At 67.1% G+C, this 15991-nt stretch carries 17 protein-coding genes; 14 read left to right on the top strand and 3 right to left on the bottom strand.

All coding sequences use genetic code 11. From position 1 onward, the window contains the following. Positions 1-231 precede the first annotated feature (231 nt). From JO236_RS13320 to JO236_RS13310, 3 genes are read left to right on the top strand one after another with little or no spacing between them, the layout of a single operon-like run. Positions 232-1497, top strand: a complete 1266-nt coding sequence (locus tag JO236_RS13320; protein WP_293330672.1) for an aspartate kinase — start codon at positions 232-234, stop codon at positions 1495-1497. Then, positions 1498-2568, top strand: coding sequence for an aspartate-semialdehyde dehydrogenase (locus JO236_RS13315; RefSeq protein WP_293330670.1), 1071 nt, complete (start codon positions 1498-1500; stop codon positions 2566-2568). Positions 2569-2605: 37 nt separating this feature from the next. After that, positions 2606-3700: a DUF4185 domain-containing protein gene (locus JO236_RS13310; RefSeq protein WP_416362235.1), complete on the top strand. Its 1095-nt coding sequence runs from the start codon at positions 2606-2608 to the stop codon at positions 3698-3700. 16 nt (positions 3701-3716) lie between these two features. Here JO236_RS13310 and JO236_RS13305 read toward each other — a convergent pair whose 3' ends face one another. Beyond that, a complete protein-coding gene (locus tag JO236_RS13305; RefSeq protein WP_293330736.1) occupies positions 3717-3977 on the bottom strand; it encodes a hypothetical protein in 261 nt (86 codons plus the stop codon). Between JO236_RS13305 and JO236_RS13300 the strand changes: the two genes are divergently transcribed. From JO236_RS13300 to egtE, 11 genes are all read left to right on the top strand, one after another. Next, a complete protein-coding gene (locus JO236_RS13300) occupies positions 3966-4181 on the top strand; it encodes a DUF3072 domain-containing protein (protein WP_293330666.1) in 216 nt (71 codons plus the stop codon). The two genes, JO236_RS13305 and JO236_RS13300, sit on opposite strands and share 12 nt — an antisense overlap. A 155-nt stretch (positions 4182-4336) precedes the next feature. Continuing rightward, entirely contained in the window at positions 4337-4735 is a 399-nt protein-coding gene (locus tag JO236_RS13295) for a hypothetical protein (RefSeq protein ID WP_293330664.1), read from the top strand. A 182-nt stretch (positions 4736-4917) separates the two neighbouring features. Next, positions 4918-5346 (top strand): hypothetical protein, encoded by a 429-nt coding sequence (locus JO236_RS13290; RefSeq protein WP_293330662.1) that lies wholly within the window; start codon positions 4918-4920, stop codon positions 5344-5346. A 229-nt stretch (positions 5347-5575) separates the two neighbouring features. Then, positions 5576-7024, top strand: a complete 1449-nt coding sequence (locus JO236_RS13285) for a catalase (RefSeq protein WP_293330660.1) — start codon at positions 5576-5578, stop codon at positions 7022-7024. Positions 7025-7053: 29 nt separating this feature from the next. Continuing rightward, the gene (locus tag JO236_RS13280; protein ID WP_293330658.1) at positions 7054-7482 is read left to right on the top strand and encodes an organic hydroperoxide resistance protein; all 429 of its coding nucleotides are present in this window, start codon (positions 7054-7056) and stop codon (positions 7480-7482) included. Between the two features lie 4 nt (positions 7483-7486). Next, entirely contained in the window at positions 7487-8134 is a 648-nt protein-coding gene (locus JO236_RS13275) for a sensor domain-containing protein (RefSeq protein WP_293330656.1), read from the top strand. Positions 8135-8272: 138 nt separating this feature from the next. Beyond that, positions 8273-9580, top strand: coding sequence for an ergothioneine biosynthesis glutamate--cysteine ligase EgtA (gene egtA, locus JO236_RS13270; protein ID WP_293330654.1), 1308 nt, complete (start codon positions 8273-8275; stop codon positions 9578-9580). Beyond that, entirely contained in the window at positions 9577-10887 is a 1311-nt protein-coding gene (gene egtB / locus JO236_RS13265; RefSeq protein ID WP_293330651.1) for an ergothioneine biosynthesis protein EgtB, read from the top strand. The genes egtA and egtB overlap by 4 nt, the downstream gene beginning before the upstream one ends. Beyond that, positions 10887-11597, top strand: a complete 711-nt coding sequence (gene egtC, locus JO236_RS13260; RefSeq protein WP_293330648.1) for an ergothioneine biosynthesis protein EgtC — start codon at positions 10887-10889, stop codon at positions 11595-11597. Before egtB ends, egtC begins: the two co-directional genes overlap by 1 nt. Continuing rightward, a complete protein-coding gene (gene egtD / locus JO236_RS13255; protein WP_293330645.1) occupies positions 11597-12571 on the top strand; it encodes an L-histidine N(alpha)-methyltransferase in 975 nt (324 codons plus the stop codon). The genes egtC and egtD overlap by 1 nt, the downstream gene beginning before the upstream one ends. Further along, positions 12568-13716, top strand: coding sequence for an ergothioneine biosynthesis PLP-dependent enzyme EgtE (gene egtE / locus JO236_RS13250; RefSeq protein ID WP_293330643.1), 1149 nt, complete (start codon positions 12568-12570; stop codon positions 13714-13716). Before egtD ends, egtE begins: the two co-directional genes overlap by 4 nt. Before the next feature lie 67 nt (positions 13717-13783). Here egtE and JO236_RS13245 read toward each other — a convergent pair whose 3' ends face one another. Then, positions 13784-14455 (bottom strand): class I SAM-dependent methyltransferase, encoded by a 672-nt coding sequence (locus JO236_RS13245; protein WP_293330641.1) that lies wholly within the window; start codon positions 14453-14455, stop codon positions 13784-13786. A gap of 20 nt (positions 14456-14475) precedes the next feature. Next, entirely contained in the window at positions 14476-15954 is a 1479-nt protein-coding gene (locus tag JO236_RS13240; protein ID WP_293330639.1) for a glutamate--cysteine ligase, read from the bottom strand. Between the last annotated feature and the right edge of the window lie 37 nt (positions 15955-15991).

The raw sequence follows: 15991 nt of genomic DNA, 5'->3' as shown, positions 1-15991 counted from the left end.
TCCGAGAAGGAGCACCCGCTGCACGTTGTGCACTCTACCGCGATAGGCCTTTCGGGCAAAAAGCCGTCACCCCGCGACCGTGCGCGTCTGTACGGTGACACGCCGCATTCGGCGTACAACCGCGCACGCTCGCGCCAGAAAAAACCGAGATGCGCCGCCACGTATCCTGTTGTGGACTTAAACCCTGGCGGTGACAGCGAACCCGCGGGGCCAGAAAGGCAGGAAATACCAGTGGCGCTCGTCGTGCAGAAGTACGGCGGATCCTCGGTGGCCGACGCCGACCGGATTCGCCGGGTCGCCGAGCGCATCGTCGAGACCAAGAAGCAGGGCAACGACGTCGTCGTGGTGGTCTCGGCAATGGGCGACACCACCGACGACCTGCTGGACCTCGCTCAGCAGGTATGCCCGGTGCCGCCGCCTCGGGAACTGGACATGCTGCTGACCGCTGGTGAGCGGATCTCCAATGCGTTGGTGGCCATGGCGATCGAATCGCTGGGTGCGCACGCTCGTTCGTTCACCGGATCGCAGGCCGGGGTGATCACCACCGGCACGCATGGCAACGCCAAGATCATCGACGTCACGCCGGGACGGCTGCAGGCCGCGCTCGACGAGGGCCGCATCGTTCTGGTGGCCGGATTCCAGGGCGTCAGCCAGGACACCCGGGACGTCACGACGCTGGGCCGCGGCGGCTCGGATACCACCGCGGTCGCCCTGGCGGCCGCCCTTGGCGCAGACGTCTGTGAGATCTACACCGACGTGGACGGCATCTTCAGCGCCGACCCCCGAATCGTGCACAACGCCTGCAAACTGGACACCGTCACTTTCGAGGAGATGCTCGAGATGGCGGCCTGCGGCGCCAAGGTGCTGATGCTGCGCTGCGTGGAATACGCGCGGCGGTACAACCTTCCGGTGCATGTTCGGTCCTCGTACACGGACAAGCCGGGCACTGTCGTCGTCGGATCGATCAAGGACAAACCCATGGAAAGCCCCCTTCTGACCGGTGTCGCGCATGACCGCAGCGAGGCCAAGGTGACCATCGTCGGGCTGCCCGACATTCCGGGGTACGCCGCCAGGGTGTTCCGGGCTGTCGCCGACGCCGACGTGAACATCGACATGGTGCTCCAGAACGTCTCCAAGATCGAGGACGGCAAGACCGACATCACCTTCACCTGCTCACGAGACGCCGGTCCCACCGCGGTGGCCAAGCTGGACTCGCTGCAGGACGAGATCGGCTTCACCCAGCTGCTCTACGACGACCACATCGGCAAGGTGTCGCTGATCGGCGCCGGGATGCGTAGCCATCCCGGGGTAACGGCCACATTCTGTGAGGCCCTGGCCGCCGTCGGGGTGAACATCGAGCTGATCTCGACCTCAGAGATCCGCATTTCGGTGCTGTGCAGGGACACCGAACTAGACAAGGCCGTCGTTGCGTTACACGAGGCATTCGGCCTCGGCGGCGACGAAGCGGCCACGGTCTATGCGGGAACGGGGCGCTAGATGGGCGCAAACGGCTTGTCGATAGGAGTGGTGGGCGCCACCGGACAGGTGGGCCAGGTGATGCGTCGGCTGCTCGACGAGCGTGACTTTCCCGCTCGTGATAGCGGGGGGTCGGTGCGGTTCTTCGCGTCCGCCCGCTCGCAGGGCCGCAAGCTGGACTTCCGCGGCCAGGAGATCGAGGTCGAAGACGCCGAGACGGCCGACCCGTCCGGCCTGGACATCGCATTGTTCTCAGCCGGCAAGACGATGTCGCGGGTGCAGGCGCCGCGATTCGCCGCAGCCGGAGTGACGGTGATCGACAACTCCTCGGCATGGCGTAAGGATCCCGACGTGCCGTTGGTGGTGTCCGAGGTGAACTTCGGGCGAGATGTCCCCAACGGGGCGCGGTCGTTGAAAAAAGGGATCATCGCCAACCCGAACTGCACCACTATGGCCGCGATGCCGGTGCTAAACGTGCTGCACGACGAAGCCCAGCTGGTCCGGCTGGTGGTGTCGAGTTATCAAGCGGTGTCCGGCAGCGGGGTGGCCGGGGTGGAGGAACTGGCCAGCCAGGCGCGCGCCGTCGTCGACGACGCGGAACAATTGGTGCACGACGGCGGCGCGCTGGAGTTTCCCGCGCCCAACACCTACGTAGCGCCGATCGCATTCAACGTGGTGCCACAGGCGGGGTCGCTACTGGACGACGGCTCCGGTGAAACCGACGAGGACCAGAAGTTGCGCTTCGAGAGCCGCAAAATTCTCGGCATTCCCGACCTGGCGGTCAGCGGTACGTGTGTGCGGGTTCCCGTCTTTACCGGACACTCGCTGTCGATCAACGCCGAATTCGCTCGGCCTTTGTCGCCCGAGCGGGCCCGTGAACTGCTCGATGGCGCACCGGGCGTCAAGCTGGTCGAGGTCCCGACGCCGCTGGCCGCGGCCGGCGTGGACGAGTCACTGGTCGGCCGCATCCGGCGTGATCCCGGGGTGCCGGACGGGCGCGGTCTGGCGTTCTTCGTCTCGGGTGACAACTTGCGCAAGGGGGCGGCGTTGAACACCATCCAGATCGCCGAGTTGCTGATCTCTCAATTGTGACTTGCGGGTGAGCTCGGCCCGGGTCGCGTGGTACACCCTGGTGGTCGCGTGTTTGGTTGTGCCGCAAGATATTTCGAGTGCACATGCGGATCCCCCCGCGCCGCAACCACAGCCGATAGTGCAGCCGCTGGCACCCGGCCAGGTGTTGCGGATCGGTCCGGCTGCGGGCACCGGAACCGCCACGGGCGACTATGGCATCGGCGCCACCGACCTGTGTGAGTTCGTCGACTTTCCGACCGAGCTGTTGCAGGTCTGCGGCGACAGTTTCGTCGGGCAGGGTGTCGGATTCGGCGGCTGGTATTCGCCGGTAGCCCTGCACGTCGACACCGCATCCGTCGACGACCCCGCCGGGGTGCGCTACACCGGCGTCACCGGCGTCACCAAGCCGTTGCTGGCCGATCCCACGCCGCTTGGGATGTCGCAGCTGCCCGCCGGGGTGGTCGAGATCAACCGCCGCAACTACCTGTTGATCACGACGACCAAAAACCTGGGGCCGCAGAACTCGCGGCTGGTTGGGGCCGAACCCGCGCGGGGCGGCTGGCAGACGGTTCCCGGATCCCGGCGCGACGCCTCCTACCAGGGCGGACGACAGACTCAGATCAGCGGGTACTACGACCCGATCCCGACTCCCGAGTCACCGCGCGGGTGGGTGTACGTCGTGGCCAACAGCTTCACCCGCACCCAGCCGGTGGAGCTGTACCGGGTCGCGCCGGACGCCTTCCCCGATCGGTCCCGCTGGCAGGGCTGGGCCGACGGCGCTTGGGGCAGGCCACCGACGCCGCTATGGCCGGATCAGGTGGGTGAGATGTGCTTCAGGCTGATAGACGGCAAGGCCGTGCTGTCGTATTTCAACGCCAGCACCGGCAACATGGAGGTCCGGGTGGCCGACGACCCCACCTCGCTGGGCACCGCGCCGGTGACGACGGTGGTCCTGCACGACGACTGGCCCGATCCTGCCGAAAGCCTGCCGTCGCCCTACGACAATCGACTTGCCCAGCCGTATGGCGGCTACATATCACCCGGCTCCACGCTCGACGAGTTGCGGATTTTCGTCAGCCAGTGGGACACCCGCGCCCGCTTCAGCGCGCCCTATCGGGTGATCCAGTACGCGGTGAATCCGTTCAAGCCCTGATCTGGCGAGCTGGGCTTTACCGTGTGCTCTCGTCGGCGATTTCGTGGTGCGACTGGTGCGAACCCGGTGCGTCCGGGTCGTCATTCCGGTGCTCCAGTTGGTCCTCCTGTTCACGCTGCTCTTCAGTCGCCTTCCTGGCGTCTTCGGGCACTGGCATCGGCTTGCTGTTCATCCCGTTAGGGTCACCCGCATCCCACATGTCAAAACAGCGCGGTGTTTCGAACACGCGTGCGACGGTTATCTCCTCCGCTAGGGAGGTGAAGTCATGGATGACCACATGGCACCGTCGCCGCAGGAGAATCCGGCGAAAGATACGGCCGACTGGGTTACTGGCGATGAGCCGATGACCGGTCCTCAGCGCAGTTACCTACACACGCTGGCCCAGGAAGCCGGGCGCGAGGTTCCAGACAATTTGACGAAGGCGGCAGCCTCGCAGTTGATCGACGAGCTGCAGCAGCAAACGGGACGGGGTACCGGCTGACCTGCTCATGCAATGCCGGGCTGGGGCGTTGAGGCACCGATGGCGACCCCCGGGACGGGAGTGTAGCCGCAGCTAGTGGGCCGTTTTTGGGCTCACAGCTGCTACATAAGTAGCGCATAGCCGCGACTATTGTTTATCCAGGCATCATTCGTCTCATGAGTGAAACACCTGAAACCCCAACTGTGCGGACAGCAACCGCCACAGAGCCGGTGCCTGCCACCCATGTCGTGGAGCAACCGGTACACCGGACCCCTAGGGTCTTCCAGTTTGCGGCGTGGGTCGCCATCGTCGCAGGGATCGTCTTCATCACGGCGGTCATCTTCTTCACCGGCTTCGCGCTCGGGAAGCATTCGGGTCACGGCGGCCACCACGGCCATCACAAGCACCACGCGATGTCGATGCATCCGCATCACGGCGGCGGACCGGGTGCCTTCGGCGGACCAGGCGCCGGGCCCTCGGCGACGCCGCAGAGCGGGGCACCTGCCTCGGTGACGCCGGGCGCACCCGGACCCAGCCAGATTCCGTCGTCGGTAACCCCGTCCCGGACGCCGTAGGACAAACCAGTCGCTGTGCTCACGGGCGAGAGGATCGCCGCGGGCCAACACCCTTCCATCTGTAGCCCGGCGCTCACTCGAGCGCCGGGCTACACGGCTAAATGTCGCCGAAGGGTCAATTCATAGCAAATTTATGGCCGCCAACCTGTTACGGCCGCAGCCGGCGAGGGCAGTATCGAGGAATGAGCGAAATAGCAGAACCTCCAACCACTCCGACGACACCCGTCGCCACTGCACCACCGCCGGCGCCACCGCCCCGGCAGCGCGCAAAGCCGCCGAGGTTGTACGCCGCCGCGGCGTGGGTAGTGATCGTCGCCGGCGTCATCTTCATCTTGGCGACCGTCTTCTTTGCCGGCGCCATGGTCCTGAGCGGCGGCCACGGCTGTCACCAACATCGTCACCATTCCGGCATGTTCAGACCCGGCGGACCACCGCCGGGGGGTGGCGGACCGTGGGGCTTTGCGCCGGGTGGCCCTGGCTTCCCGGCCATGGGGCCTGGCGGACCGGCTGGTCCTCCGCCGGGGTTCGGACCGGGTGGTCCCGGCGGCCCCGCTCAGTCGCCGACGAGCACCGCTCCGTCTGCTAGCCCTAGCACGACGGCGCCGCACTAAGAGACGAGCTGCGCCGGCTTTTTTTTCTTGATTCGTTCCAGAAAAGGCGCATACTTGGCAAGGTGACCTGCGTGTCGCGTGCTTACCGTGTCGCTGCCCTGATACAAGGGCTTTTGTTGTCCGGGTATCCATTGGCACCATGAGTCCGAACGCGCCACCCCGAACGTCCTTATAACTCTGGGATTTTCATGAATCTGCCGTTCCGCGGAGATGACGAGGAGATAGCGAGATGACCCAGCGCTTCACCACCACCGACGCCGGCACGCCGGCGCCCAGTGACGACCAGTCGCTCACGGTCGGTCCCGACGGCCCCATCCTGCTGCAGGACCACTACCTGATCGAGCAGATGGCCCAGTTCAACCGGGAGCGCATCCCGGAACGCCAGCCGCACGCAAAGGGCGGCGGCGCATTCGGCCACTTCGAGGTGACCAACGACGTCAGCAAATACACCCGCGCGGCCGTGTTCCAGCCGGGCACCAAGACCGACATGCTGGCCAGGTTCTCCACCGTCGCGGGAGAACGCGGCAGCCCAGACACCTGGCGGGACCCGCGCGGATTCGCGCTGAAGTTCTACACCACCGAGGGCAACTTCGACATGGTCGGCAACAACACGCCGGTCTTCTTCATCCGCGACCCGCTGAAGTTCCAGCATTTCATCCGATCCCAGAAGCGCCTGCAGGCAAGCAACGTGCGGGACCACAACATGCAGTGGGATTTCTGGACACTCTCGCCGGAGTCCGCCCACCAGGTGACCTGGCTGATGGGGGATCGCGGCATCCCCAAGAGCTGGCGGCACATGAACGGCTACAGCAGCCACACCTACAGCTGGATCAACGCCGGCGGCGAGCTCTTCTGGGTGAAATATCACTTCATCACCGATCAGGGCATCGACTTCCTGACCCAGGAGGACGCCGACCGGCTGGCCGGTGAGGACGGCGACTACCACCAGCGCGACCTGTATGAGTCGATCGAGCGCGGCGACCACCCCAGCTGGACGCTCAAGGTGCAGATCATGCCGTTCGAGGAGGCCAAGACCTACCGGTTCAACCCGTTCGACCTGACGAAGGTGTGGCCCCACGGCGACTATCCGCTGATCGAGGTCGGCAAGATGACGCTGGACCGCAACGTCACCGACTACCACACCGAGATCGAGCAGGCGGCCTTCGAACCCAACAACATCGTGCCCGGTACCGGGCTGAGCCCGGACAAGATGCTGCTGGCTCGCGGCTTCTCCTACGCCGACGCGCACCGCGCCCGGCTGGGCACCAACTACAAACACATCCCGGTCAACTCGCCGAAGGTGGAGGTGAACAGTTACTCCAAGGACGGGGCCATGCGGATGCGCAACGTGTCGGATCCGGTGTATGCGCCCAACTCCTACGGCGGTCCCCATGCGGACCCGGCGCGCGCGGCCGAGGTGCATTGGCTGGCCGACGGCCAGATGGTGCGCGCCGCCTACACGTTGCGTCGCGATGACGACGACTGGGGCCAGGCCGGCACCATGGTCCGCGAGGTTCTGGACGACGAAGCCCGGGAGCGCTTGGCGCACAACATCATTGGACACGCGTCCAAGGGTGTCAAGGAGCCGGTGCTGTCGCGGGTGTTCGAGTACTGGCGCAATGTCGACGCTGATCTCGGAAAGAAGGTGGAGGAGGGGGTCCGGGCGAACCTGGGCTGACGATCACTGCACTGGCATGATCGAGTCTCATGACCATTGAAGTCGTTTACACCACCGAATCCACGGCGACGGGCGGCGGCCGCGACGGCCACGTGAAGTCGGACGACGGCCGCATCGAGCTCGACACCCGGCCGCCCAAGGCGTTGGGCGGCAGTGGCGAGGGGACCAACCCCGAGCAGCTGTTCTCCGCCGGTTACGCGGCCTGCTTCCTGGGCGCGCTGCGGCTGGTGGCGGGTAAGTCAAAAGTCAAGCTGGACGACGCCAGCAACGTCTCCGTGCAGATCGGATTCGGCAAGGACTCCGAGGGCGGATTCGGGCTCACCGGCAAGATCGTCGGCTACCTCCCGGGCCTGGAAAAGAGCGTCGCCGACGGACTCGTGGAGCAGGCGCACCAGGTGTGTCCCTACTCGAAGGCCACCCGCGGCAATATCGACGTCGAAGTCTCGGCCAAGGTCTAGCCGGATGCGGATCGCCGTCGCGGCGGCGAGCCTCGGGTTAGGAATCGTGGGCTCACTGACAGCCCCGGTTGCGGTCGCGCATCCGTCGGAGCCCGGGGTGGTGTCCTACGCCGTCCTCAGCAAGGGGTCAGTTGGCAATATCGTCGGCGCGCCGATGGGATTCGAATCGGTGTTCACCCAGCCGTTCCAGGGCTACTCGGTCGAGCTTCCGGTCTGCAACAACTGGGCGGACATCGGTTTACCGGAGGTGTACGACGATCCCGACCTGGCGTCGTTCAACGGCGCCACCACCCAGACGTCGGCCGGTGACCAAACCCACTACGTCAAGCAGTCGGTGGGAGTATTCGCCAACAACGACGCCGCGAATCGCGCCTTCCATCGGGTAACCGACCGCACCGTCGGCTGCTCGGGGCAGACCACCGCGATGCACCTGGACACCGGGATTACGGAGGTGTGGTCGTTCGACGGCGGCGCGCCGTCCGCTACGGATGCGAACTGGAGCAAACAAGAAGCGGGTACCGATCGGCGCTGCTTCGTTCAAACTCGGCTGCGCGAAAACGTGTTGCTGCAGGCCAAGGTCTGCCAGTCTGGCAACGCCGGTCCCGCCGTCAACGTGCTGGCCGGGGCGATGCAGAACGCACTCGGTCAGTAGCCCGGGGTGAATATGGGTACATATCTCACCCGCGCGGCCGGCACGCGCGGGAATATGTCGGGGCGATCTGGAAGATGAAGTGATGGCCGGATTCATTCCCGATAGCCGTTCAGGCTACGGCCCCGGAGGGATCGCGCTATGACATTCGCCGCCCTCACCGCCGCAGCCTCGCAGCTGGATAGCGCTCGCTCGGCCGACACCGTCATCACCAACTCCCAAGATGCCGCGCAGTACATCGCGGATGGCTCCCTCGTCGACGGTCCGCTGGGCCGTGTGGGGCTGGAGGTGGAGGCCCACTGCTTTGACCCGAAGGATCCGCTGCGCCGGCCAAGCTGGGACGAAATCACCGACGTGCTGGGACGGCTGGGTCCGTTGCCGGGAGGCAGCCGGGTCACCGTCGAACCCGGGGGCGCCATCGAACTGTCCGGCCCGGCGCTGGACGGAGTGCTGCCGGCGATCGACGCCATGACCCGTGACCAGGCGGTGCTACGGGCGGCGGTCGCCCAGGCAGGCCTGGGACTGTTGTTTCTGGGCGCGGACCCGCTGCGGCCGGCGAAGCGGGTCAACCCGGGGGGGCGCTACCGCGCCATGGAACAGTTCTTCGCCGCCAGCGACAGCGCGGTGGCGGGCGCGGCGATGATGACGTCGACAGCCTCGATCCAGGTCAATCTGGACGTCGGGCCGCACGCCGATTGGGCCACGCGGGTCCGGCTGGCGCACGCCCTGGGGCCGACGATGATCGCGATCTCCGCCAACTCGCCGATGCTGGGCGGGGAGTTCACCGGCTGGGTGTCCGCACGGCAGCGGGTCTGGGGACGGATGGATTCCGCAAGGTGCGGCCCGATCCTGGGGGCCAGCGGCGACGACCCGGGTACGGACTGGGCGCGCTACGCACTCAAGGCGCCGGTGATGCTGGTCCACGACCCGGACCCGGTGGCCGTCACCTATTACGTGCCGTTCGCCGACTGGGCGGACGGGCGGGTGCTACTGGGCGATCGTCGTCCCACCCTGGCCGACCTCGACTACCACCTGACCACCCTGTTCCCGCCGGTGCGGCCACGGCAGTGGCTGGAGATCCGTTATCTGGACACCGTCGCGTACGACGTGTGGCCCGCCGTGGCGTTCACCATGGTGACGCTTCTCGACGACCCGGGTGCGGCTGACATCGCGGCCGAGGCTGTCGAATCCGTGGCCACGGCCTGGGACACCGCGGCCCGGGTCGGCCTGCAGGACCGGCACCTGCACACCGCTGCCAACCGATGTCTGGCCGCGGCTGCCGAGCGCGCACCGGCCAGGCTCACCGACGCGATGCAGCGGTTACTGCAAAACGTCGAGCGTGGTCGCTGTCCGGCGGACGACTTTTCCGACCAGGTCATCGAGCACGGCGTCGCGGCTACGGTCTCGCGGGTCTCGCGGCTCGCGCGCTCGGCGCAGGGCGCGACGTGACCTCACGGCAAAAGCTTGCGGACGGCCTGACCCGGGCGCGGACGCGGACGTTACGGCTGGTCGACTTCGACGACCGGGAGCTGCTCCGGCAATACGACCCGCTGATGAGCCCGCTGGTGTGGGATCTGACGCACATCGGTCAGCAGGAGGAGCTGTGGCTGTTGCGCGACGGCGACCCGGGCCGGCCGGGCATGCTGCCGCTCGCGGTCGACGGGCTCTACGACGCGTTCGAACACTCCCGCGCCAGCCGGGTCGACCTGCCGCTGTTGTCTCCGCAACGAGCGCGGTCGTATTGCCGGACGGTCCGGTCCGCGGCCTTAGACGCGCTGGACGCGCTGCCGGACGAATCACCCGGGAACGAGACCCTCTTTCGGTTCGGGCTGGTCATCAGCCACGAAAACCAACACGACGAGACCATGCTGCAGGCGCTGAACCTGCGTACCGGCGCGCCGCTGCTGCGCGACCCCCCCGCCTTGCCCGCGGGCCGGCCGGGCCTGGCCGGGACGTCGGTACTGGTGCCCGCGGGCCCATTCGTGCTCGGCGTGGACGCCGCGACCGAGCCCTATTCACTGGACAACGAACGCCCCGCCCACACCGTCGACCTGCCGGCGTTCCGGATCGGCCGGGTTCCGGTCACCAATGGCGAATGGCGAAACTTTGTCGGCGACGGGGGATACACCGAGTCGCGGTGGTGGACGGCGCGCGGCTGGCAGCACCGCCTGCAGGCGGGCCTCACCGCGCCGCAGTTCTGGAATCCCGACGGGCAAACGCGAACCCGATTCGGCTATGTCGAGGACATCCCGGCCGACGAGCCGGTCCAGCATGTCAGCTATTTCGAGGCCGAGGCGTATGCGGCCTGGGCCGGCGCGCGGCTGCCCACCGAAATGGAATGGGAGAAGGCCTGCGCGTGGGATCCGGTGACCGGTAGCCGCCGCCGGTACCCGTGGGGGAATGCGGGTGGCACCGCCGAAAACCTCGCGGGGCTGGCCAACCTGGGTGGCACCGCGCTGCGGCCCGCGCCCGTCGGCGCCTACCCGGCCGGAGCGTCCGCGTACGGGGTCGAGCAGCTGCTGGGCGATGTGTGGGAGTGGACCTCTTCGCCGCTACGGCCGTGGCCGGGTTTTGTCCCGATGATCTACGAGCGCTATTCGCGGCCCTTCTTCGACGGCGACTACCGGGTGCTGCGCGGCGGGTCGTGGGCGGTCGAGCCCGCCATCCTGCGGCCCAGCTTCCGCAATTGGGATCACCCCTACCGTCGGCAGATCTTCTCCGGTGTCCGGTTGGCCTGGTCGGTCGAGGACGTCTGATGTGCCGTCATCTCGGCTGGCTGGGGCGCGAGGTCACCCTTTCCTCGCTGGTGCTGGACCCGCCGCACGGCCTGCGGGTGCAGTCCTACGCCCCGCGCCGGCAGAAACGCGTACTGCTCAACGCCGACGGGTGGGGTGTGGGGTTTTTCGAGAGCCCTTCGGCGGGCGCCGCACCCCGTCGCTGGCGCAGTTCGGCACCCCTGTGGGGCGACACCTCATTCGACTCGGTCGCGCCGGCCCTGCGCAGCCACTGCGTGGTGGCCGCGGTGCGCTCGGCGACCATCGGCATGCCGATCGAAATCAGCGCGACCGCGCCGTTCACCGACGGCCATTGGCTGTTGTCGCACAACGGCGTCATCGACCGCGCCGTGCTGCCGCTCACCGCGAAGGCCGAATCGGTCTGCGACAGCGCGATGCTGGCGGCCACGATCTTCGAGCGCGGCCTGGACGTGTTGGGTGAGACCATCCTCGAGCTTGGAGCTGCCGATCCCGATGCCCGGCTGAACGTGTTGGCCGGCAACGGTTCTCGGCTGCTGGCAACCACCTGGAACGAAACGCTGTCCATCCTGCGCCGCGCCGACGGCGTGGTGGTGGCCAGCGAGCCCTATGACAACGACTCCGAATGGGAAGACGTGCCGGACCGCCATCTCGTCGAAGTGACCGCCGAACACGTCACGCTGACCGCGCTGGACCACCCGAAAGGACCTTGATGACGCTGTCGTTGTCGAACCACCTCGCCGCCGACTCGGCCTACCACGCGCTGCGCCACGACGTCTCCGTGGGGCTGCAGAATACGCCAAAATCGTTGCCGCCCAAATGGTTCTACGATTCCGTCGGCAGCGGCCTGTTCGACCAGATCACCCGACTGCCCGAGTACTACCCAACCCGTGCCGAAGCCGAGATCCTGCGTGCGCGTTCGGCCGAGGTGGCGTCGGTGAGCGAGGCCGACACCTTGGTGGAATTGGGCGCGGGCACCTCGGAGAAGACTCGGCTGCTGTTGAACGCGCTGCGCGACCGTAAATCGCTACGCGGATTCGTGCCGTTCGACGTCGATGCCGGCGTGCTGTCCGCCACCGCGAACGCCATCCAGCACGAGTACAGCGGCATCGAAATCAACGCTGTCTGCGGCGATTTCGAGGAACACCTCACTGAGATCCCCGACGGCGGCCGGCGCCTGTTCGTGTTCCTGGGGTCGACGATCGGCAACCTCACGCCGGGCCCGCGCGCGCAGTTCCTGCGGACCCTGGCCCAGGTGATGCGGCCCGGTGACAGCCTGTTGCTGGGCACCGACCTGGTCAAGGACCCCGGCCGGCTGGTGCGTGCCTACGACGACGACGCCGGGGTGACAGCGAGGTTCAACCGCAACGTGCTCGCGGTGATAAACCGGGAACTCGACGCGGATTTCGATGTCGAGGTGTTCCAGCACGTCGCCCGCTGGAATACCGACGAGGAGCGGATCGAAATGTGGCTGCGGGCCGACCGCGGCCAGCGGGTCCGCATCGGTGCGCTGGAGTTGACCGTCGACTTCGCGGCCGGCGAGGAGATGCTCACCGAGGTGTCGTGCAAGTTCCGCCCGGACGGAGTCAGCGCCGAACTGGCCGGCGCCGGGCTGCGGCGCACCCGATGGTGGACCGACGACGCAGGCGACTTTGGGCTGGCATTGGCACTGAAGCCCGCCAAGTGAGCGAGGCCCTGGCCGACCGGTGGCGGGCGGCGCGGCCACCGTTTGCCGGTCTGCACCTGGACAACGCCGCGTGCTCGCGCCAGAGCCTTGCCGCGCTCGACGCCGCCGCCCGGCACGCCCTACACGAGGCCGAGGTCGGGGGATACGTGGCGGCCGAAGCCGCGGCGCCTGTGCTCGACGCCGGGCGCGCCGCGGTCACCGCGCTATGCGGCATGCCCGACGCCGAGGTGCTGTTCACCACCGGTTCGCTGAACGCGCTGGACCTGCTGCTGGGTGGGTGGCCGATTCAAGACGGGGCAAATCGGACGCTGGCCTGCCTTCCCGGTGAATACGGCCCCAACCTGGCTGTGATGGCCGCGCACGGATTCGACGTGCGCCCCTTGCCGACGCTGGGCGACGGTCGGCTGGCCCTCGACGACGCGGCACTGGTGCTCGCCGACGACCCCCCGACCCTGGTCCACTTCACCCCGGTGGCCAGCCACAGCGGCATCGTGCAACCGCTGCCGATGGTCGCACAGCTCTGCCGAGAGCTGGCGTTGCCGTTGGTGGTGGACGCGGCGCAGGCGCTGGGCCAGATCGACTGCGCCGTGGGAGCCGACGTCAGCTACTCGTCGTCGCGCAAGTGGATCGCCGGGCCGCGGGGCGTCGGCGTGCTCGCCGTGCGCCCCGAGCTATTGGAGCGGTTGTCGCCGCGGCTGGCGGCTCCCGAATGGGCCGGGCCGCTCACGGTGGCCCGCCAGCTCGAGTTCGGTGAAGCCAATGTCGCCGCGCGAGTAGGTTTTTCGGTTGCGCTGGGCGAACACCTCGGTTATGGACCGGAGGCCGTTCGCTCCAGCCTGGCCGAGCTGGGCGCCGCAAGCCGCAGCGCCCTGACCGATGTGCCCGGTTGGCGCGTGCTCGAAGAGGTCGAAGAGCCGAGCGCGATCACCACGCTTGCTCCGGTCGACGGTGCCGACCCATCGGCGGTACGCCAGTGGCTGCTCACCGAGCGGCGGATCCTGACCACCTACGCCGGTGTGCAGCGGGCACCCCTGGAGATGACCACTCCGGCACTGCGCATCTCGCCGCACGTGGACACCACGGTCGAAGACCTGGAGACGTTCGCCGAGGCGCTGATCGCCGCAACCGCGGCGACCGGCACCTAGCGGATACCGAGCGTCACGCCGGGGCGCCGTGGACGGTGAGGGCGCACCGCATGACGCTCGCCGGCCATCACGCTGCCTTGTGCGCGCTCAACAGAAACGCCGGCATCATCACCCGCCCCTTGTCGTCGCGGGGATGCGGCCATGTCCCACCGCCGGGAACGGCGGGCATGTTGGCGTGGATGAAGGCTGGCCGAATCTCGTCGATCTCCCAGTACCTGCTCACCGCGGTGCGCAGTTCGTCCTCGTCGACCTCGTTGGGGCCGCCCTCGAACTCGGCCGGGAAGGCGCCCTTGGCGAACACCAGCACGTAGTAGCCGGCCCCAGGGGCGGCCGCGCGGTGCACCGAGCTCAGATAGCCGTCGCGTCCCTCGACCGGCAACGAGTGGAAAAGCGTGCTGTCGACGACCGTGTTGAACCGGCCGTCATAGCCGGTGAAGGTGGTGATGTCGGCCTGCTCGAAGCTGGCCGTGGTCAGGCCGCGCTGTTCGGCCGCCTTCGCCGCCGCCGCGACGGCGGTGGGCGTGAGATCGATGCCGACCACGGTGTAGCCCTCGGCGGCCAGCGCCAAGGACAGCTCGGCGACCCCGCAACCGGCGTCCAGCACGTCGCTGCGGAACTTTCCGGCGCGCAGCAGCGCGGCCAGTTCGGGCTGCGGCTCCCCGATATTCCACGGTGGTGGCCCCTCGAAGAAGCCCTGACCCTTGTATGCGTCGTCCCAGTCCATTACTTCCGAAGCCATGCTTCCAAACCTACCCACGGTTACCAGGTGTGCACCGGCTCGTTGGCGTGCACGTGCTCGCAGTACCGGCGCAGCATCTCGGCTAACGCGGCCGGCCGGCTCATCCCGCGTTCCTGCAAGTCGCGTGCGGTGGATACCTGCCACCACGCGCCGTTGCGGCCCGTGTCGGCGCGTCCCTCGATGACGCCCAGGAACCGGTCGCGGACCTCGGTGTCCACGCCATGTCGCCGCAACCCTTCGTACGCCATCGGCAGCAGCGTGCCCAGCACCAGTTGCCGCGCGGTCACCTCACCCAGACCCGGCCAATGCAACGGGGCGTCCATGCCGTGCTGGGCCGCATGCAGGAAATTGCGATGTGCCGCAGAGAAACTCATCATCGTCCACAGCGGCTGGTCGGCTTCGGACAGGTAGCGCAGGAGGCCGTAGTAAAAAGCCGAATTCGCCAGCATGTCGACGACGGTCGGTCCGGCCGGCAGCACCCGGTTCTCCAGCCGCAGGTGCGGCCTCCCTTCGACTACGTCGTACACCGGTCGGTTCCACCGGTAGACGGTGCCGTTGTGCAACCGCAATTCGGCAAGCTGCGGGTTGCGTCCGGCGGCCAGTTCGGCCACGGGATCCTCGTCGGAAACCTCGGGTAACAGCGAGGGGAAGTAGCGGATGTTCTCCTTGAACAGGTCGAGCACCGAGGTGATCCACCGCTCGCCGAACCACACCCGCGGGCGTACGCCTTGAGTTTTGAGTTCTTCGGGTCGAGTGTCGGTGGATTGCGCGAACAGCTCGATGCGGGTTTCCGACCAGAGTTGGTGGCCGAAGAAGAAGGGCGAGTTGGCACCGAGCGCCAGCTGCGGGCCCGCGACCAGCTGAGCCGCATTCCAGTTGGCGGCAAAATCTTCCGGAGCTACCTGCAGATGCAATTGCATGCTGGTGCACGCGGATTCGGGCGCGATGGACGCCGCGCGCCAGCTCAGCGGCTCGGGGCCGGAGATGTTGATCGGGATGTCCTCGCCACGGGCGGAGAAAATCGAATCGTTCAGTGCCGTGTATCGCGTCGACTCGCTCATCCAGTTGTCGGTGAGATGCTCGGGCATCAGCGTCGGAAGGATGCCGATCATGACAATGTGCGCCCCGCCGTGGCCGGCGGTGGAGCTGGCCTTGGTTTCGGCGTCGTTGAGGCTTTTGCGGACTTCCGCCTCCAGGCCCAGCGCGGCGCGGCCCGAAAGCAGCCGAGGCGGCACATTGAATTCGATGTTGTAGGCGCCCAATTCGGTCTGGTAGGCCGGATTCGCGATCGCGTCCAGCACAAAGCGGTTTGACATGGCGGGCTGATAATTCGAGTCGACTAGGTTGCATTCGATTTCCATGCCGGTGAGCGGGCGGTCCGCATCGAACCTGGACTGGGCCAGCATCGTCTCGAAGACGTCCAGACAAAGCTGCACCTTGCGCCGGTATTCCCGGCGGTGTCCGCGGTTATAGGTGGTGCGCTTGACCTCTTCGCCCACACGGCCGATGCAACAGGGTTACGGTCGCGTGCGCAAC

It is taken from the genome of Mycobacterium sp., from assembly GCF_019247635.1.
Classification (GTDB): domain Bacteria; phylum Actinomycetota; class Actinomycetes; order Mycobacteriales; family Mycobacteriaceae; genus Mycobacterium.
Note: the sequence above shows the minus strand (reverse complement) of the source record. Positions and strands in the feature narration are given on the sequence as shown.

Excerpts from the sequence above, each read along its gene's own strand:
- JO236_RS13315 (WP_293330670.1), top strand. The coding sequence starts at position 1,498 with ATGGGCGCAAACGGCTTGTCGATAGGAGTGGTGGGCGCCACCGGACAG.
- JO236_RS13300 (WP_293330666.1), top strand. The coding sequence starts at position 3,966 with ATGGATGACCACATGGCACCGTCGCCGCAGGAGAATCCGGCGAAAGAT.
- JO236_RS13295 (WP_293330664.1), top strand. The coding sequence starts at position 4,337 with ATGAGTGAAACACCTGAAACCCCAACTGTGCGGACAGCAACCGCCACA.
- JO236_RS13290 (WP_293330662.1), top strand. The coding sequence starts at position 4,918 with ATGAGCGAAATAGCAGAACCTCCAACCACTCCGACGACACCCGTCGCC.
- JO236_RS13285 (WP_293330660.1), top strand. The coding sequence starts at position 5,576 with ATGACCCAGCGCTTCACCACCACCGACGCCGGCACGCCGGCGCCCAGT.
- JO236_RS13280 (WP_293330658.1), top strand. The coding sequence starts at position 7,054 with ATGACCATTGAAGTCGTTTACACCACCGAATCCACGGCGACGGGCGGC.
- JO236_RS13275 (WP_293330656.1), top strand. The coding sequence starts at position 7,487 with ATGCGGATCGCCGTCGCGGCGGCGAGCCTCGGGTTAGGAATCGTGGGC.
- egtA (WP_293330654.1), top strand. The coding sequence starts at position 8,273 with ATGACATTCGCCGCCCTCACCGCCGCAGCCTCGCAGCTGGATAGCGCT.
- egtC (WP_293330648.1), top strand. The coding sequence starts at position 10,887 with ATGTGCCGTCATCTCGGCTGGCTGGGGCGCGAGGTCACCCTTTCCTCG.
- egtD (WP_293330645.1), top strand. The coding sequence starts at position 11,597 with ATGACGCTGTCGTTGTCGAACCACCTCGCCGCCGACTCGGCCTACCAC.
- JO236_RS13245 (WP_293330641.1), bottom strand. The coding sequence starts at position 14,455 with ATGGCTTCGGAAGTAATGGACTGGGACGACGCATACAAGGGTCAGGGC.